The organism is Sporomusa rhizae (genome assembly GCF_041428845.1).
GTDB lineage: Bacteria > Bacillota > Negativicutes > Sporomusales > Sporomusaceae > Sporomusa > Sporomusa rhizae.
Map to the genome: position 1 here is coordinate 589,357 of NZ_CP156925.1, position 19,102 is coordinate 608,458.

Below are 19,102 nucleotides of genomic sequence, written 5' to 3' on the forward strand. Positions count from 1 at the left end.
GATTTTATGGGTGTTGGACCGTCCATGAAGGAAACTACACTACATCACTTTCGTGACCCCTTAATCGAAATAACCCGGCAGGATGAGAGTATTGACCTAGTAGGTGTGGCTATTATAGGCAGTCCCCAGGATAATAGTCAAAAATTCTATGGGGCAGAACGCCTTGGAGTGTTAGCAGATGCTCTTGATGTGGATGGGATTTTAATCTACGCAGAGGGCTACGGCAATCAGCATATTGATTTTGCGGCACATATGGAGGAACTGGGGAAACAAAACATTCCTGTCGTGGGGCTTACTTTTTCCGCTGACGGTTTCGTTGTTGAAAATGAATATATGGTAAATATCATTGATCTTGATAAGTCAGGGGAAGCCAAAGAAACAGAAATTGTGGGCGAGAATACAGTTTCAGCAGTTGACACCGTTAGAGCACTTCGGTTGTTAAAAAAATGTTTGGAGGCGCAATTTAAATGAGGTTTAGCAGAAATATAACTGCGATTGATTCTCATACTATGGGAGAGCCTACCCGTATTGTTATAGGTGGTGTTCCCAATATACCGGGATGCACTATGAGTGCAAAAAAGGAATATTTGGAACAGCATCTAGATTATTTGCGTACAGCATTGATGCATGAGCCCCGCGGGCATCGTGACATGTTTGGCTCAATTATTACCAGTCCTATTGATCCATCGGCTGATTTCGGTATTGTATTTATGGACGGCGGTGGCTACCTGAATATGTGTGGTCACGGTTCAATTGGTGCAGCAACTGTAGCAGTTGAAACTGGCATGGTACCTCCGGTAGAGCCTATTACAAGACTAAAGATAGAAGCTCCTGCCGGATTAATTGAGGCCAGATTAGAAGTTAAAGACGGCGCAGTCAAATCAACGACCATCCGGAATGTACCCTCGTTTTTATATAAGGCCGATGCTAAGCTCCAAGTCTCGGGCTTGGGGGAAGTTAGGGCCGACATTGCTTTTGGTGGCAGCTTTTTTGCCATAGTTAATGCCAAAGACTTAGCTATCAAGATTTCAACTGAGAATATTGGTGAACTTATTAAAATTGGTATGGCCATCAAGCAGGCTGCTAATGAGCAAATTAAGGTACAGCATCCAGAAAAAGAACATATTCGCAGCATTGATTTGGTAGAAATCTATGATACTGCTACTAATTCCGAGGCAAATTTCAAGAATGTTGTCATCTTTGGCGATGGTCAGGCCGATCGTTCACCTTGCGGTACGGGGACTAGTGCGAAAATGGCAACCTTGTTTGCCAAAGGCAAACTGGGTCTCAATGAAGAGTTTGTGTATGAAAGTGTCACAGGTACATTATTCAAAGGAAGAGTTGTTGAAACTACCACGATAGCTGGATACTCAGCCATCATTCCGGAAATAACCGGTTGTGCCTATATTACCGGTTGTTGTCAGTATGTCATTGATCCAGAGGACCCTTTGAAATATGGTTTTCAATTAGGTTAAGCATCCATCTTGCGTTGAGCAAAATGCAAAAAAAAAAATCTAAAACTCCTTTAATAATTTAAATAATAAAAGGCAGGAGGTAAATTATGTCATTAGTTGCCTTCGTTCAAGCTGCCCTTGGTGCGATAACAATAGCCTTCAGTTATATATTTTTCACCCATGCTCTAAAAAACAAGGACTCTATGTCCAACGTTGGCTGGGCAAGCCTTTCAGGTGTTGGTTTTATTGCCAACTTTTTTGATACGCTGGGTATCGGCAGCTTTGCCCCAACTACAGCAATGTTTAAGTTCTTTAAACTTGTACCTGATAGATTGTTTCCGGGAACTCTCAATGTCAGCATGACTATACCTGTTGTAATAGAAGCATTGCTGTTTATTACCATTATTGAAGTGGAGCCGATTACCCTAATTACAATGATTGCTGCGTCTGCTATAGGTGCTGTTATGGGTGCCGGTATTGTGGCTAAATTACCGGAAAGGAAAATCCAAATGGGTATGGGTATATCCCTGCTTATTGTGGCTTTTGTGTTCCTGGCCGGCCTCTTGAAGATTATGCCTGTTGGTGGTTCTGCTATTGGCCTTACCGGCGGAGCTCTCATCGCGGGCATTATTGGTAACCTAATCTTAGGTGCCCTTATGACTATCGGCATTGGTTTGTATGCGCCTTGTATGGCTTTAGTGTATGCCTTAGGCATGAGTCCTAAAGTTGCGTTCCCGATTATGATGGCATCTTGCGCTTTTCTGATGCCTGCAGCCAGTATTAAATTTGTTAAAGAAAGCGCTTATGATATTAAAGCATCTATTGCTATTACCTTTGCTGGTAGTATTGGCGTATTAATCGCCGCTTATATTGTTAAAGAACTTCCGTTGGAAACTCTTAAATGGATGGTTGTATGCATAATTATTTACACTGCTATCACCATGCTTCGTTCAGCAATGAAAAAGGCTGATACAAACATATCAGCCTAAGATAAGCTAACTACCTTTTTTCCATGAGCGGGAATATCCCCGCTTATGGAAAAGTATAATGGGTCATTAAGAAGATGATATTTTGAGGAGATTATGAAGTGAGCTTTCAAGATGAAGCAATTTTGAACAAAATTATAGAAATTGTGCCTTTAGTGCCTAGCCTATTTATGGAACAAGTTAGTATTATGGTATCTGACACAGAAAAGTTTAGACTATACAAGCCTAGTGCAAAACAGGATCTAAAAATTGTGCCAGGAACTCCTTTAAAGCCGGGAAGTGCTATGCATACTGCCATTAAAGAGAAACGCCGGACTGTAATCCATGGAGATAAGGATATGTTTGGTGAAGTCTTCATTGCCGTAGCCATACCTATTTTTAATGAGCAAAATGTAGTTATCGGATCAATTTGTGTAGACAGTACCCCTGCACGGCAGAATCAGATAAAGGATATATCCGGAAATTTATACGAGAATGTTAATATACTAGCAAGCACTACCCAGGAGATCTCTGCGCAAACTGAAGAGGTTTCAAGAGTTACAATCAACCTTGCCCATGTTGCCAAGGGTTTTCAAGAGAAAGCCATGGAAACCGATCAGGTAATCAAGTTGATACAAACTATCGCCGGGCAGACCAACCTTTTAGGACTAAATGCAGCCATTGAAGCCGCAAGGGTTGGTGAACAAGGACGCGGTTTTAGTGTAGTTGCCGAAGAAATTCGCAATCTTGCTGCCAGCAGTACTGATTCGGTAAAAAAAATTGAAGACATTTTAACTGTGATAAAGAATGATGGCGAAGATATGTACAAACGTATAAAAGAATTGGATGGCGTTATAACACAAATTGCCGAGGCTATTACTAGCGTGGCTGGCGCGATTCAGGATATTAACGGCATGATGCTAAAGCTTGATAAGTTTGCGGGTGATTTGAGCAAGGATGAACTTGAATAGAATAAACAGGAGTAACAAAACAGAACCAACTTAACTTATTTTGAGTCATAGATTATGGTATTGCTATTAGATGATTATTATTCACGGGGGCGGATGGGGCCTGGTGGCTCCTGCGGTCTTCAAAACCGTTCGCGGGGCATTAACTTGTCCTGGGTGGGTTCGATTCCTACACGCTCCCGCCACAATAAAGTCATAGATTCCACGACTTTAGCCCCCATTGGTACTTTAAATAATTATGTCAAGCCTCTCCCTTTTCGGGTGGTCCTGACTGCCACATAAGAGAGTATACCGCTTTTTCTCTGCGGATTATTTAAACAGCGGCGGCGAAGAGACCGACAGCACCCGAACCGGCTGCGAACTCGGATTGGACCAGGAATGAGATAGTGTTGACGGATAATGGAGTGATTCGCCGGACTTAACCTGGTATTGCTTGTTCTCCAGATCGACGACAAGCAGACCCTCCAAAACGTACACGAACTCTTCGCCAGGATGGTTGAACACCTGTCCGAGTGTTGAGTGCGGCGGCAGCGTCATCAGTAGCGGTTCTAAGGTGGTTTCGGGAAAATTGCCGGCCAGTCGCACATATTCGAACGGAGAGCCTTCGATACTCCATTTCTTCTGATTTTCCAGTGGGATATAGTAGTTGTAGTTTTCGTGAGAGTCGAAGAAATATGTGATGGGCACATTCAGTGTGTCCGCGATTTTTTTCAACGAGGTGATCGCGAGCGATGAACTGCCATTTTCGATTTGCGACAGGAAACTGATCGAAAGGCCGCAATGATCGCTCATCGTTTTCAAAGTAAGTCCCTTACTTTTGCGCAGTGCACCGATTTTTTCCCCGATTTCAGTAACCATGTAGACGTCCTCCGAAGTTTGTGAATTCGTAAAGCTAAAGTTATTGTAACAAAATTCGGCGGCAAAGTCATCTGCCGGGAACGTAGATGTGACACCTGCAAATAAAACACGGAAGGAACAGTTTGTGCTCCTTCCGCGTTTTGTTTAAAGTGTAAGCTGCGACCCCTTTGGAACCTACCCATAATGCAGGCAAAAGCAGTGAACAAGAAAGATGGGGATACAAGCAAGTGAGGTAGGCCTATATTCGACGTGCGTCAAGAAAAAGTACCTTTACTTTTACAGTAATACTAAATATAATTACAGTATGGGTTAAATTCACAGTATTCAGACAAATATAAATTCCAACAAGTTCCCTACCGACCGGCGGAGAAAAGAAGCATTGCAAGCTAACGAGCAGCAGTAGCGATGTCGAGAGGGTAATTTTACATAAAAGTGCATGTATTGATGCTATTTAAGGTGGTGATTGAAAAAAGGCAAACTTATCTAAAGAAATAGGGGGAGGGATATCTATGAGGAGAAAAGAGAGAATTTCCGAGCTGCGGGCACTGATGAAGGAGAAGGGGATCGACGTCTACATTGTGCCGTCGTCCGACAATCATCAGAGCGAATATGTGGGCGAGCATTTTAAAGCAAGAGCGTTTCTTACCGGGTTTAGCGGGTCGGCCGGAACTGCGGTGATCACGGCCGATGAGGCAGGTTTGTGGACGGACGGTCGCTATTTCATCCAGGCGGAGAGGGAGCTTGAAGGCAGCGGGGTTCAATTGTTCAAGAGCGGCAATCCCGGCGTGCCGACGGTGTATGAATACGTGAAAGACGTGATGCCGGAAGGCGGAAAACTCGGCTTCGATGGACGGCTGATCGCAATGCGTGACGGGCAGGAGTATGAAAAACTGCTGGCGGCGAAGAAGGCTGGCATCGAGTACGGCTATGACCTTGTCGATACGGTCTGGAAAGATCGGCCGCGAATGGCTGCTGAACCGGTGTTTGTCTTAGATGAGAAGTATTGCGGTGAGAGCGCGGCGGCTAAGCTGAAGCGGGCCAGGGCGGCAATGCAGGAGGCGGGAGCCGAGCATCACGTACTGACGACACTCGACGACATCGCCTGGCTGCTCAACATCCGGGGACGCGACGTCCTGTATTCGCCGTTAGTGCTCTGTTATGCGATCGTTTCGCTGGATAACGTAAAACTGTTCATTGACGATAGCCGTCTCGATGCGCAGGTAAAGGAAAAACTGGTCGACGATGGTGTGGTTTTCCGCCCGTACAACGAAATTTACCAGACGGTCAAGACATTTGGCGCTCAGGCCGTGGCACTGATCGATCCGGATCGGATCAATTACGCGTTGTACAAAAATATACCGGAAAACGTGAGGAAAATCGAAGCACCGACCCCAACAATCTTGTTTAAAGCCGTGAAAAATCCGGTGGAACTGGCGAATATCGAACAAGCGCACATTAAGGACGGCGTGGCTTGCACCCAGCTGATGCGTTGGCTGAAAACCCGGGTGGGAAAGGAACGCATCACGGAGATCGGTGTCGCGAAAAAGCTGGAGGAACTCCGCGCCGAGCAGGAAGGATATCTGTGGCCCAGCTTTGCCCCGATCTGTGCCTTTAAAGAACATGCGGCGATGATGCATTATTCGGCGTCGCCGGAAACGGATGCTGAACTGGCGGAAGGGTACCTGTTCCTGGCTGATACCGGAGGAAATTATTTGGAAGGGTCGACCGACATCACCCGGACGATAGCGATTGGCGAAGTGAGTCGCGAACTGAAAAAACATTTTACGGCGGTGGCGAGGGGAATGATCAACCTAGCGCGCGCGAACTTCCTGTATGGCTGTAAAGGGTACAACTTGGACATTATGGCCCGGCAGCCGATTTGGGAACTGAATCTCGACTACAAATGCGGCACTGGGCACGGCGTCGGCTATCTGCTGAACATCCACGAGGGGCCGAGCGGGTTCCGCTGGTACAGCGCGCCAGGTAAAAACGAAGCACATGTTCTGGAGGCGGGCATGGTAATTACCGACGAGCCGGGCATTTATATTGAAGGCTCACACGGCATCCGGCTGGAGAATGAACTGATTATTTGCCGGGGGGAAGAAAACGAGTTCGGTCAATTCATGCATATGGAGCCGGTCACGTTTGTGCCTATCGATCTGGACGCCATTGATCCGGAAGAAATGAGCGGCGCGGAAAAACGGTATTTGAATGCATATCATGAACAGGTCTACCAAAAGTTGGCGCCGCATGTAAGCGACGAAGAACGGGACTGGCTTAAAATGTACACGCGGGCGATATAAATACAAGCGAAAACAGGAGGGGAAAATATGGGCGAAATTGCAGGGGATAACAGACGTCCGTTTGGTTTTTACGTTTGCTGTTTGGCATTTATGTTTGAACGGATGGCGTATTATGCGGCCAAGTATCTGATCTTTGTATTTGTTGCCGCTACCGTTGTGACAGGCGGTCTGGGACTTACCAAGGTCGAGGCGGCATTGATTCAGTCCAATCTGGTCGCATTTACATATCTGGCTCCGATTTTCGGCGGCTATCTGTCCGACCGCTACATCGGCGCGCGCTACTGCGTTCCGGTTGGTTTGGCGTTGATGGCGGCCGGCTATTTCATCGGCGGCGGCGCTCAGGATGCGCAGGCGATGAATCTGATGATCGCACTGGTGGCGATTGGAACCGGTCTGTTTAAAGGCAATGTTTCCGCAATCAATGGCGCACTGTTTAAAGATAAAGAACAACTGGATTCGGCCTTTTCCGTACAATATTCCTTCGTAAATATCGGTGCCTTCATCGGCACAACGGCAGTCGGCATTCTTGTCGCCACTACGTTTGCACAGGGCGGTGTCCAGGGATTTCGGCCATCATTCCAAGTATGCGGCCTGATTTGCGCGATTACGGCGGTCGGATTCCTATTCGGCTTGCGATTCCTGGGCGAAGCGGGCAAAAAACCGTTTAAAGCCGGCAAACACATTGAAAAGAAAGTTGAAACCGAAGCGAAGCCGCTGACGATAGCGGAAAAGAAAAAAGTATTTGCAATTGTGATGGTGTCGCTGTTTTCGGTCATATTCTGGATGTTTTGGTATTTGACGTATCTGGCAGCGTACGATTACGGCGGCCAGTTTGTCGATATGAAGCTGGGCGGTTTCGAAGTGCCGTTGTCCTGGTTTGATTCGCTGAATTCTTTTGTTTGCATTGCGCTCGGTCCAATACTGGGAGCGTTATGGTTCAAAATGTCAAAGCGCCCGGGCGGAGATTTAAGCCTGTTCAAAAAGCTGGGACTTGGTCTCGCTTTCTTGGGACTATCATTCTTAATGCTGGTTGGCGCGGAACTGTCGCGGGGCGTAGGTGCACCGGATGTAAGCAGGGCCAGTCTGCTTTGGTTAATGGCGTTTGGCGTGCTCTTAAGTATTGGTGAAATGTTGTTTTCGCCGCTCGGCTATTCTTTTGTTGCCAAATATGCCCCAAACAAATTGTATTCGGCATTGATGGGTGTATGGATTTTTGCCACGTTTATCGCCGGTAAGTCCTACGGCTATCTGTATGCGATCGCTTCGTCCTATCCGATCATGCAGTCGTACGTCGTGATACCCGTCATTTTGTTCGTGTCGGCGATCGTACTGTTCGCAGCTGACAAGAAGCTGGTGCGCCTGCTGGAAGACAGAGAAGAAAGAGAGACAACCCGGTCGGTCGGCGTATAACTCATTTAAGGGTGTTTTCGGGGGTGCTTGGTGCCGGCAAACGCCCTTTTCATAAAAAAAGGGGGAAGAGTCATGAATAATCAAAAACGCATACAAAAAACGACGGCTAATATGGCCGCGATGGAGATGGATCAACTGCTAATCAGCGATCCGGCGACAATTTTCTATCTTACTGGCGCGTGGATCAATACCGGCAAACGGATGTTGGCGATGCTGCTGGATAAGACCGAAAAATGCCATCTGTTTGTGCATGAAATGTTTCAGCAGCCGGAGAATCTGGGGATACCGGTGACGTATTTTACGGACGTAGAAAGCCCTGTCGCCGTGCTGAATGGGGCCGTTGCGGCAAGCGGTGTACTCGGTATCGATAACAGCTGGCCGGCCCGCTTCCTGCTAGAACTGCAGGAAATCAACCCGAGCGTGAAGATGGTTCGCGGCTCTTTCGCTGTAGACTGCGTGCGGATGTGCAAGGACGAAGAAGAGCAGCGCCGGATGGAGAATGCGTCACGCCTTAATGATCTGGCGATGGACCGGATTCAAAAAGAAATCCGAGACGGACGGACGGAAATCGAAATGGTCGAATGTCTGAAAGACATCTACAAAGAACTTGGTGCGGCAGGGTTTTCGTTCGATCCGATTATATCGTACGGCGCGGGGGCAGCAGAGCCGCACCACACGAGCGATGCCACCTGTGTGCAGCCGGGCGACTGCATCGTCATCGACATCGGCTGTCGCAAGGATGATTATTGTTCGGACATGACGCGGACGGTATTTTACCAGTCGGTGTCGGAGGAAGCAGAAAAAGTATACAATTTGGTCAAAGAAGCAAACCGAAATGCGATCGCGGCGGTGAGGGCCGGCGTACGCTTCTCTGACATCGACCGAGCGGCCCGCAGTGTGATCGAAGAAGCCGGGTATGGCGAATTCTTCACGCACCGCACTGGCCACTGCATCGGTATCGAAGTGCATGACTTCGGCGATGTATCGTCCGCAAACCATATGGTTGTAGAAGAAGGAATGATTTTTTCGATTGAACCGGGAATCTATTTGAAAGGGAAATTTGGCGTGCGGATCGAAGACCTGGTATTAGTGACGAAGGACGGCTGCAAAGTACTGAATCATCATACAAAAGATCTCACCGTGATTAAATAGCGGGAAAGAAAAAACAGCGGCGCCCAAGAGCAGTACGGCGTCGCTGTTTTATTGCGTAAGCGAACGGGACTATCGCATTAGTGATATAAATTTATCGCTAGGCGACATTAGGTTTTATTGTACTATTTCTACAAAATCTCTGGCTACAAATCTTTTGCCACTTGCCAGCTTACCTGTTAGCCACATGTCGGCATAGCGGGGCTTTTCGTATTTTGCCGCATCTGCTGCGTTAAAGGATACAATCATGTCAACACGCCCATCATTATCTACATCTTTAAGCCGGGTATGCAGGGGGTGTGCCCAATCGGTTTTGTAGTTGCGATAGGCATCACCGAGTGCCAGTGTGGACGCATCAATTTGGCCAGCATCAAAATCTTTAGTTGAATATATTACTACAGAAACGCGACCTTGTTTATCATTTTGACTGATTTTATCGGCCAATATTTTTATTTTTACTACATTAAGTTCATTATATAAACCTTTAGCCGTATTAACAGCTAATTGAGCCTGCTTATTAGTGTATTGCGTTAAATAGGTTTTTCCTTTTTCAGGACTTTGCTTATATATTTCTTGTGCTTTTCCCTCTAAAACAGGTTGTTCTTTTACATATTGCTTTTCAAGATTATCTCTGGATTTTTTTAGTTTCGCTATTACCTGGCCATACTGCGGATCAGCAATATTTTGCAAATCCATAATGGCCCACCAGGCACGTTTGTCGTTATAGCTATAGTCATTAACTGCGGCAGTAAAGTGACTGTCTATGCCTTTTTGTGCATCTATCCAACCAAATCCATCCGGAATTTTATTGATACCTAAATACCATGGTACATACGGACTGGTGCAGGGATGTCCTAATGCATTCCAGATAACAGTGAAATCTGGATTGTCTCTAAACTGCACGATAAAACTTTGTTGTGTGGTTGATGTACAAATTACACGTTTACTAGTGAAATGGGGCGATGAAATTTGATAGCTATTTGTTACATCATCTGCCGTTCCTTCATAATGAGTTCTTACTATTTCCTTGATAACATCCATTCCAACCTTTTTTTCAGGCTTCACTGAAAACGGAAAATCTTTCTGCCCAATAGATTTTTTTAGCAAAAGTTCGAGGGAATGCTGATGACGGTAAATGTTTGCAGGATGATTCTGACGCGTAGGGTTCTGGTAAACCTGTGCGAAATCAAAATCACTGTAGTCACCCAAAACAGCAGGTGTATACCAGCCTCGACTGATAGCATAACTAATCAAATCAGGTGAAACAATATAATTTTGTTTATCATTCATATCCACTTTACGAATCGTGTAATGGTTAGGAATTAACGCTACTTCATCATCCGCCACTCTTTTGGCAACATAATGCTTGCCATTGACAATTTGCAGCATCCATCCTTCCTTCTTGTCTGCAATTTGATAGGAACGCCCTGATGCATTGTAGCCGTATTCTTCAATTAATTCTACGGCTATTTCTACTCCTTCGCGTGCAGTTTTGGCCCGCTGAGCAACAATTTCTCTAATGCCAAAACCTACTCCGCCATTTACAAGCTCAGGTTTATCCTCTCTGGATGGTCCACAGTTATCACTGGTAACGGCTACGCCCCATTCATTAATAAAGAAATCACTAAAAGAAGCGCCAGGTGCAGGTATACGGGTTTCAGACCATATATAGGACCAGGTTTCAGGCACCTGCGGAACTTTTGCTGCATTATTTTCCAGAGTTAACATTTCGCCCGGCATATGTTTCATACGCGGTACTTTATATTGTGGCATTACCAGTGGCCCGCCATTATCTTCATTGTGTGCCAATATTATTTCACCTGTCTGCGAAGCATTTTTGCCCACTATTATTGAAAAGCAAGCATTAGCAGGCAACGCCGAAGTAATAATGAAGAAACAAGCCAATAAAACAACAGTCCGACTTAGCACTTTCATACGCATAGTTCGCCACCTCTCAAATATTTTTTGAAAAAGGTTCTTTTTGAAGAAAATGCTATCGCCTCACCTTCTTAATGGAATAAAAATACTTTATAGGTTATATATTCCATGTTAAGTTGCATACTCCTTTGAAAAAACATCCCGCTACCGACAAGTTCCTTCCGCGATCTTCGACGTAGCACCACTTCAATTGCTGGCCTATTATGCAGCTAGCATAACCGGTGTAGCACTGCGCATTTTTTTAAAAATAAATGTTTGATATTCAAACTATAAGATGATAAAATAATCATATAATAAAAGTAATGGGGGAGATGTTTGCTGTGAGGGATCAATTAACCAATGAGCTGTTTACTTTTTTCAATGGTTTTTCGTCATGGGAAAATTCAGTGATTCGTGCAAGTGATCTTGCCGTTTCTGAGGCGCATGCCATCGAAGCGCTGGGGGAACTCGGTAAAATAAATATGAAAACATTATCGCAACGACTGGGAGTGACAACAGGTACTACGACGGTAACCGTCGATAGATTGGAAAAGAAAAAATACGCGGTTCGGGAACCAATAAAAGAAGATCGGCGCGTATACCTCATTTCTTTAACGCCTAGAGGCCAGCAAGCGTACGACGAGCACCATCAGTACCATACGAGCTTATCCGATCAAATTCTCTCGGTCCTTTCTGAAGAAGAAGCAGAACAACTGCTTAATTTACTCCAAAAAATAAATGAACAGGTATTTTAAATATAAATTGAGAGAGGTATAGTCATGCATTCGCATCATGATGAGCAAAGAAAAGGTAACCAAAAGGGCTTAGTCATTGCAGCCACAATTACAACTATAATTTTGATTCTAGAATTCGTTGGGGGCCTAATAACAAATAGTTTGGCACTGCTTTCAGATTCAGGACATATGCTGAGTGATGTATCATCTTTGTTGCTTAGTTTATTTGCTATGTGGTTGGCAGCTAGACCACCTTCTTCAAGCAAAACATTTGGGTACCACCGTTTTGAAATCATTGCGGCATTTATTAACGGCATAACATTATTTGTTATCGCGGGTCTAATAATGATCGAGGCATATAAGCGTCTCTTAGAACCCCAGACTGTGGCGAGTGGAACCATGATGACGATTGCTCTGATCGGACTTATTGCCAATGTACTTAGCGCGGTGGCACTTTTACGCCAGGGGGATGTCAAAGATAACCTTAACATGCGAAGCGCTTATCTTCATATCATCGGTGATGCTCTTGGATCAATAGGAGCAATTGTTGCTGGAATTCTGATGTATTATTATAATTGGTACGTTGCTGACCCTATTATTAGCGTCGTAGTTGCAATCATAATTTTACGGGGAGCCTGGCGTGTAATCAAACAATCAGTTCATATCCTGATGGAAGGAACGCCGGAACATATTGACCCTATAAGAATTAGAAAGTTACTCGAAAGTATTGATGGGGTATTGGACATTCATGATCTGCGCGTCTGGACAATTACTTCTGGTGTTCATTCGTTTACCTGCCATTTACTAATTGAGTCTGAGGGTAATAGCCAAACAATTTTAAATGTGGCGTCATCTATTATTAGCAAGGAATACAGTTTTCAGTTCTCTGCTATTCAAATAGAAATAAGCTCAGATACGTGCCGCTACCGCTAGTCAAACAAAACCCGTTACTTAAGCAAATGCTCAAGTGGCGGGTTTGTTTGCAGTAAGCCTTTTCCGGTATTCGACTAGGCACATTTTGCAAGCATCAGCCATTTTGGGGGAATGGGGGATTTAAATTAATAGCCGCGAAATATTTCTAAATGACACAAATTGTTCACGAAAAATTCATAAGTTATTCATAATGAAAATGTATACTAGCAGTAGCAAAGAAAAGAGGATAGGTTCTGCAGCAACAGAGGAACAGTCGGCATCAATGGAAAAAATGGCAGCTTCAAGCCAGAGGCTGGCACAAATGTCACTTTTATTGGCGAATGCTGTGAGGCAGTTTCGGATATAACAAATAGTAAAAGTGAGCTAGTTATTGTAGCGCTCTGCTTCTAGCAGGGCGTGATTTTTATAGCTGAGTAATTTATAAAAGGTATGGGGTGAGTAATATGAAAGTATTAGTTGTGGACGATGACGAAAAGATAGTGAAAGTGCTGACTGCATATTTAGAAAAAGAGGGTTATACGGTAATAACAGCAAAGGATGGCTTAGAAGCGGTGGATAAGGCGCGTAAGCTTGAACCTGATATAATCCTTCTCGATGTGATGCTGCCTAGTCTCGATGGTTGGGAGGTATGCAAAGAAATTCGACGTACCAGCGCTGTTCCTATCATCATGCTGACAGCTAGAGATGCCGAAATGGATCGAATTATCGGTTTGGAATTAGGTGCTGATGATTATGTCGTTAAACCATTTAGCCCCAAAGAAGTGATTGCCAGGATTCGGGCGATTTTCCGCCGCTTACAACCTATTGAACGGGAAAGCAAGGAAGGCGTTAGCCAAATCGGCGGACTGGTTTTGAATAAAAATAATCATATTGTCACTCTTGCCGGAACCCCTATAGAAGTAACACCAACAGAATATAAACTATTGGAACTATTACTTGCTCATCCCGGTCAGGTTTTTTCCCGGCTTCAATTGGTTGAAAATATACAAGGTTATGCGTTTGAAGGCTATGAGCGTACGATGGATTCGCATATTAAAAACCTGCGTAAAAAATTAAATGCTTTGCCTGATGAACCGCATTATATTAAAACTATTTATGGCGTTGGCTATAAATTGGCAGGTGAACAAAATGCGTAGTTTGCTTGCCCGGGTTGCAATTACTGTTTTTGCAACAACATTTATTGTAGTAGTCGGACTAATGTTTGTTGTTAATTATCAGGTATCTGAGAATTTTAGCTCGTACTTATATATGAGTGGGATGCATGGCATGATGATGAATCATGGCAGTATGGCAGCCATGATGGGCATGCCGGAACGGCAGTTTATGACATCGCTTCGGCATTCGCTAGTGGTGACTTCCGTTGTTATGTTGCTAATCGGTGCGATAGTAAGCTACTACCTGGCTCGTAGTATTGCTGTACCTGTGATCAATCTTAATAAAGCTATCAATAACGTCACAGCAGGTAACCTTGATACAGCGGTTGCTATTGAGCGGCAAGATGAGGTAGGACAATTAGCGGAAGCGTTTAATGAAATGACGGCGAAGCTTAAGTCCAATACAATTCTTAGACAACGGTTTTTAGCAGGTGTTGCGCACGAACTGCGCACGCCATTAACAATTCTGAAAGCAAACTTAGAAGGTATCGCTGATGGAATTATTTCACCAGAGCAAGAACAAATTAATTCACTGACTGAAGAGGTGGACCGGTTAACGAAATTGGTAGGGGAGCTTCGGGATTTATCTTTGTTAGAAGCCGGACAGATGGTACCTGAATACAGCGATGTTGAAGTAAATACCACGCTGAGCCAGGTAGTACAGAAGATAAAACCCTTGGCATATGAAAAGAATTTAGAATTAATTTTAGACGTGGATGACAACGTTCCGCATTTATGGGCAGATAATGCTATGTTGCAGCAGATGGTCTACAATCTAATAATTAATGCCATCCGCTATACCACGGATGGCAGCATAACCGTGAAAGCAGGTTGGCACGAACAAGATGTCTATATAGATGTTATCGACACTGGTATTGGAATTGCGCCAGCTGACAGTAAACATATATTTGATTATTTTTATCGAGTTGATCAGGCTAGATCAAAAAAAAGCGGTGGTACCGGTCTGGGATTGGCCTTAGTTAAGCAAATGGTGACAGTACACGGCGGCCAAGTTTGTGTAACAAGCAAACTTGGGCAGGGCAGTACTTTTACTGTAAGGCTACCGCTAAATAAACATAAAAGATGCACACTTTCTCCATAAAATCTCCACATTGTTTAGATACAATGAAACCAAACGAAGGAGGTGCAAACTATGATGATGGGTTGTGGTTTTGGCGGGGGTTCACTGGGCTGGTTAGGCATGGGGTTCGGCATGATTATTCACCTAGCATTTGCCGCTCTAATTATAATGGCAGCCATTTGGATGTTCAAAGCTGTATTTCGCGGCGGGGTGCCACAGACAACAAGCGCGGTAGAAATAGTAAAACAACGGTATGTCAAGGGTGAAATTAATGCTGAAGAATATCAGCGAATGAAAAAAGAATTAGAATAAAATCAACATAGATTCTTCATAAAGGCTCCATAATTTCTCCACAATGTTAGATTAAAATATAGACAAACAAAAACAGGAGGTATAATTATATGAAAAAGAAAATATTGATTGCTGCTATGTTGGCAGCCTTAGCCGCCGTGCCGGTATTTGCAGCGACCGCTGACCAGGCTCAGTCGAATGACTGGTTTAACCAGATGTTCAACAATCACAAACAAATGGTGCAGCAAGCTGTCGACAACGGTACTATCACAGCCGACCAAGCAGCTCAAATGAATGAGCATATGCAGCAGATGGCCCCTGTAATGCAAAAGATGATGCAAAATGGTGGCATGATGAACGGCGGCATGATGGGTAATAGCGGAATGAATCAAACCTGTGGCACAGGCAATGTAAATAACAATAATAAATAATAGAACTGGACAGAAACCAGGAGCAATCCTGGTTTCTGTCTTATATTACACCTGTGCAAACGCCTTTTGCGGAAATGTTAAGAAAAAAATAGTAGGTGACCCTCCAGTCCCGGATATTCTAAAACAGTCCTTCTTAAGGAGGGGCTGTTTTGCTATTTTTGCCGATAGGTTAAATTATCACAATTTCTTCATAGTTTATTCAAGACTTATTCATAATAGCCTTGTATACTAAAGGTGAAGAACTAGGGGAAGCAATAATGAATAGAGCTGTATGATGTATTGTAGCGATAGTAGCTATAGTAAGAAAAAATAAAGGACAATGTGTGAGAGGAGGCCTACTATGGCCCAATATACGGTATTAATTGTTGATGATGATGTGAAATTAGTTCAGCTATTGCAAACTTACTTTAATAAAGAAGGGTTTATTACGTATACTGCCGGGGACGGATTAGATGCCCTGATTGCAGTTAGAGAACGTAAACCGGACATTATGGTGCTTGACCTCATGCTGCCTGGTCTCGACGGCTATGAGGTTTGCAAGAAAATTCGCCGTGACAGCGACATTCCCATTATCATGCTGACGGCCCGGGATGAAGAAAGTGACAGGCTGGTAGGATTGGAAATTGGCGCTGACGACTATGTTACTAAACCCTTTAGCCCCAAAGAAGTTGTTGCTCGCGTTAAAGCCATTTTGCGCCGGGCTAATAAAGAAGTGATACGTAAAGAACCAATTAAGGCAGGGGGGCTTACTATTGATTTCGAACGTCATCAGGTACTAAACGGCAGCCAGGAAATAGAATTAACACCTACAGAATTTAAATTGTTAGAAATATTGGCATCTAATGCCGGCAGGGTATTTACCCGTCTGCAGATTGTAGAACAAACGCAAGGCTATACGTTCGAAGGCTATGAGCGAACCATTGATGCCCATATTAAGAATTTGCGCCGCAAGCTAGAGCCAAATCCTAAGAAGCCGACTTATATTCAGACCGTTTACGGGATTGGCTATAAATTCACTGGTGACAGTAATGAATAGAGTTAACAGTATTACAGCCCGCATCACCGGGCTGATGTTTCTCTCTATTGCAGCAACGGTTTTTTTATTAATTTATCTGGCTGATGAACAGATGATTGAATTATTTCAAGAGTATCTGGTGGTACAGCATATGGAAATGAGCCAGGGGCTGACCGATCAACCTGCCGTAACGTTGGTTATGGGCCCGCTCGAAAAAACTTTTCTTGCGTCTGTGCACAAATCCCTGATATGGGTAGGTATCGGTATTATGGCAGTTGGCTTGGCGGCCAGCTATGCTTTGGCGCGCAGTATTACTGTGCCGCTTCGTAAATTAAGCCGCGCGGCTGAACAGTTGGAGCAGGGGAATTTGGGACAAACTGTTATGGTTGGAACCAATGATGAGGTCGGGCACTTAGCAACCATTTTTAATCGCATGTCTGAAACGTTAGCGACAAATACCAAACTCAGGCGACAGCTCTTAGCCAATATTGCCCATGAGCTGCGGACACCGCTTGCCGTTATCCAGGGGCACTTAGAAGGCATGGTTGACGGTGTTATTGAGCCAAGTAAAGAACAACTGAGTTCACTGCATGATGAGGCTGTGCGGTTAAACCGCCTGATTACCGACTTGCGTGATTTGTCGCTTGCCGAGGTACGGCAGTTGGCCTTGGAACAGCAGCCAATCGACATTAATCAGTTAATTACCCGGACAGTCATGATGCTAAAACCACTTGCGGATGAAAAAGAGATTGAGGTCAGCCATACACTGGCGGAAAACTTGCCGGTAGCGCTAGTGGATTCTGACAGGATGAGTCAAGTTTTTTACAATATCTTAGTTAATGCAATCCGCTATTCGCCCTGCAAAGGGCATGTGCAAGTTACTACCACTTTAGCTAACTCTCAAGATAAGCCATGGCTGAAAATATCGATTGAAGACAATGGCCCAGGAATTGCTCCTGAGGATTTGCCTTATGTGTTTGACCATTTTTACCGGGGGGAAAAGTCCCGTGACAGAAAAAGCGGTGGCTCCGGCATAGGGCTAGCTATTGTTAAGCAACTGGTCGAAAGCCATGGCGGGCAGGTGAAAGTTGAAAGTACTTTAGGTTTGGGCAGTGTTTTTTTTGTCTTCCTGCCCGTCGAGCAACCGGATTAGGCTCCTTCATATACAGATGAATGCCACAAAAAAATGTTGAGGTGACGAATATGTGGTGGCTGATAGTTGTGCAAATACTGGTTTTGGGATATTTAGTTCGTTATATTTGGGCGCGTGATATAGTTTCGGAAAAAGGTAGATAAACGGATTTAATACAACCCGGCGGAGCCGGGTTTTCTAATTTTGGGATGAAAATTCAAATACCATTTCACTTTTTCTTCTTTGGAGATATATAGAAGACAAATTACCTTTCTTAAAAGCTATTAAACTATAGCCTTCTTCGGTCACCTCAATTGATGTGCTATGTTTATTGAAAATGTGGATTCAAAGTGCACCTCAGCAGTTGTATGCCTGCCTTATCATATTGTAATTAAAATTGTGTCGTCTGTCCCTGCTGATACAGATACAATAATTCAATAACAAAAATTGAGACATCGTTACTTAAGCGTTATGCTTAAATAACGATGTCATTTTTTTGTTGCCTAGTCATTTTTGGTGCTATGCTGCATGTAATGCGGGACTAAAAGGTTGGTGACTATTTTTTTTCTAAGATTTGCTGAATTTTTTCTTGCAATTCCTTTATTTGTTTTTGCACATCATCTGAGTTTTTTTCATTCTGTTGTTTTTCATTCTGTGCGATAAGTGCTGCTTCTTGTGCGGCTATTGTTGTCATTAAAGATCCTACAGCTACTATAAAATTACCCAGTATATTTATTTGATCCGCATTTAATCCTCTAGATAAGAGTAAAGCAACAAGCGATGCTAAGAAAGTAAGTTCATCAGTAGACAGTTCAAAAAAAAGCATTTCATTTTTCATATACTTTTCATCCTTAAAATAATATATAAGGAAAAATAAATGCTAAAAGCAATTATTTTTTAGCTGAACTACTAGTTTTTTCTGCTAGTCATCTATACATTTTTGCAACTTTTGTATTTCAATTTCTATTTCTAAAAGTTCAATTTGAATATCTTGCGCTAGCTGCCATTCAGTTTCTGATTTATCATAGTGATAGTATGGTATTTTTGTTAGTATGTTTCTTTCCTAGCACTAAAAAAGCACTGCCAATGATTTTTTGTTCATCTGGATTTAATTGCCTTACCAATATTGATCCTGACGCAACAGCACACTTCATAGCTTTATTTGGGCCTAGAGGTTTAAGGCGTGTTGTTACCAATTTTATAAATGGTGAGAATGAATCTAGCATTGCTTCTTCCATCCCCAGCAAATTAATACTTATTTAAGAATATATGATGACGTGCCGTATATTATTTCGATAGTTATGGTT

18 protein-coding genes and 1 tRNA gene are annotated in these 19,102 nt (G+C 43.8%); 16 read left to right on the forward strand and 3 right to left on the reverse strand.

Features of this window, described 5'->3' with window-relative positions; genetic code table 11:
* Positions 1–6 precede the first annotated feature (6 nt).
* The 5 genes from SRRS_RS02700 to SRRS_RS02720 all read left to right on the forward strand — a co-directional run bounded on the left by SRRS_RS02700 (position 7) and on the right by SRRS_RS02720 (position 3,572).
* A complete protein-coding gene (locus SRRS_RS02700) occupies positions 7–471 on the forward strand; it encodes a glycine/sarcosine/betaine reductase component B subunit (RefSeq protein WP_371365992.1) in 465 nt (154 codons plus the stop codon).
* Positions 468–1,475, forward strand: a complete 1,008-nt coding sequence (locus SRRS_RS02705; protein WP_371365994.1) for a proline racemase — start codon at positions 468–470, stop codon at positions 1,473–1,475. Before SRRS_RS02700 ends, SRRS_RS02705 begins: the two co-directional genes overlap by 4 nt.
* 86 nt (positions 1,476–1,561) lie before the next feature.
* Positions 1,562–2,443: a permease gene (locus SRRS_RS02710; protein WP_371365996.1), complete on the forward strand. Its 882-nt coding sequence runs from the start codon at positions 1,562–1,564 to the stop codon at positions 2,441–2,443.
* A gap of 98 nt (positions 2,444–2,541) precedes the next feature.
* Positions 2,542–3,390: a methyl-accepting chemotaxis protein gene (locus SRRS_RS02715; RefSeq protein ID WP_371365998.1), complete on the forward strand. Its 849-nt coding sequence runs from the start codon at positions 2,542–2,544 to the stop codon at positions 3,388–3,390.
* A gap of 85 nt (positions 3,391–3,475) precedes the next feature.
* Positions 3,476–3,572, forward strand: a tRNA-Sec gene (locus SRRS_RS02720).
* A 124-nt stretch (positions 3,573–3,696) separates the two neighbouring features.
* On the opposite strand, the gene SRRS_RS02725 is transcribed toward SRRS_RS02720, so the two are convergent.
* Complete coding sequence (locus SRRS_RS02725; RefSeq protein WP_371366000.1) at positions 3,697–4,245, reverse strand: helix-turn-helix domain-containing protein; 549 nt, start codon at positions 4,243–4,245, stop codon at positions 3,697–3,699.
* Positions 4,246–4,754: 509 nt separating this feature from the next.
* Between SRRS_RS02725 and SRRS_RS02730 the strand changes: the two genes are divergently transcribed.
* The 3 genes from SRRS_RS02730 (at position 4,755) to SRRS_RS02740 (ending at position 9,110) form a co-directional block, all read left to right on the forward strand.
* A complete protein-coding gene (locus SRRS_RS02730; RefSeq protein ID WP_371366002.1) occupies positions 4,755–6,548 on the forward strand; it encodes an aminopeptidase P family protein in 1,794 nt (597 codons plus the stop codon).
* A 27-nt stretch (positions 6,549–6,575) separates the two neighbouring features.
* Complete coding sequence (locus SRRS_RS02735) at positions 6,576–7,958, forward strand: peptide MFS transporter (RefSeq protein ID WP_371366004.1); 1,383 nt, start codon at positions 6,576–6,578, stop codon at positions 7,956–7,958.
* A gap of 72 nt (positions 7,959–8,030) precedes the next feature.
* Positions 8,031–9,110, forward strand: coding sequence for a M24 family metallopeptidase (locus tag SRRS_RS02740; protein ID WP_371366006.1), 1,080 nt, complete (start codon positions 8,031–8,033; stop codon positions 9,108–9,110).
* A 114-nt stretch (positions 9,111–9,224) separates the two neighbouring features.
* Here SRRS_RS02740 and SRRS_RS02745 read toward each other — a convergent pair whose 3' ends face one another.
* On the reverse strand, positions 9,225–11,042 hold the full coding sequence (locus tag SRRS_RS02745) for a dipeptidase (protein WP_371366008.1): 1,818 nt from the start codon (positions 11,040–11,042) through the stop codon (positions 9,225–9,227).
* A 323-nt stretch (positions 11,043–11,365) separates the two neighbouring features.
* Between SRRS_RS02745 and SRRS_RS02750 the strand changes: the two genes are divergently transcribed.
* The 8 genes from SRRS_RS02750 (at position 11,366) to SRRS_RS02785 (ending at position 17,816) form a co-directional block, all read left to right on the forward strand.
* Positions 11,366–11,779 carry a MarR family winged helix-turn-helix transcriptional regulator gene (locus SRRS_RS02750; protein ID WP_371366010.1) on the forward strand — a complete coding sequence of 138 codons (414 nt, stop codon included), beginning with the start codon at positions 11,366–11,368 and terminating at the stop codon, positions 11,777–11,779.
* Positions 11,780–11,803: 24 nt separating this feature from the next.
* A complete protein-coding gene (locus SRRS_RS02755) occupies positions 11,804–12,691 on the forward strand; it encodes a cation diffusion facilitator family transporter (RefSeq protein ID WP_371366012.1) in 888 nt (295 codons plus the stop codon).
* Positions 12,692–13,134: 443 nt separating this feature from the next.
* Positions 13,135–13,827, forward strand: a complete 693-nt coding sequence (locus SRRS_RS02760) for a response regulator transcription factor (protein WP_371366014.1) — start codon at positions 13,135–13,137, stop codon at positions 13,825–13,827.
* Positions 13,820–14,947: a sensor histidine kinase gene (locus SRRS_RS02765; RefSeq protein WP_371366016.1), complete on the forward strand. Its 1,128-nt coding sequence runs from the start codon at positions 13,820–13,822 to the stop codon at positions 14,945–14,947. Before SRRS_RS02760 ends, SRRS_RS02765 begins: the two co-directional genes overlap by 8 nt.
* A 51-nt stretch (positions 14,948–14,998) precedes the next feature.
* Entirely contained in the window at positions 14,999–15,238 is a 240-nt protein-coding gene (locus SRRS_RS02770; protein WP_371366018.1) for an SHOCT domain-containing protein, read from the forward strand.
* A gap of 89 nt (positions 15,239–15,327) precedes the next feature.
* Entirely contained in the window at positions 15,328–15,648 is a 321-nt protein-coding gene (locus SRRS_RS02775) for a DUF2680 domain-containing protein (protein WP_371366020.1), read from the forward strand.
* A 340-nt stretch (positions 15,649–15,988) separates the two neighbouring features.
* Positions 15,989–16,684, forward strand: a complete 696-nt coding sequence (locus SRRS_RS02780) for a response regulator transcription factor (RefSeq protein WP_371366022.1) — start codon at positions 15,989–15,991, stop codon at positions 16,682–16,684.
* Complete coding sequence (locus SRRS_RS02785) at positions 16,677–17,816, forward strand: sensor histidine kinase (RefSeq protein WP_371366023.1); 1,140 nt, start codon at positions 16,677–16,679, stop codon at positions 17,814–17,816. The genes SRRS_RS02780 and SRRS_RS02785 overlap by 8 nt, the downstream gene beginning before the upstream one ends.
* Before the next feature lie 535 nt (positions 17,817–18,351).
* On the opposite strand, the gene SRRS_RS02790 is transcribed toward SRRS_RS02785, so the two are convergent.
* Positions 18,352–18,633, reverse strand: a complete 282-nt coding sequence (locus SRRS_RS02790; protein ID WP_371366025.1) for a hypothetical protein — start codon at positions 18,631–18,633, stop codon at positions 18,352–18,354.
* Between the last annotated feature and the right edge of the window lie 469 nt (positions 18,634–19,102).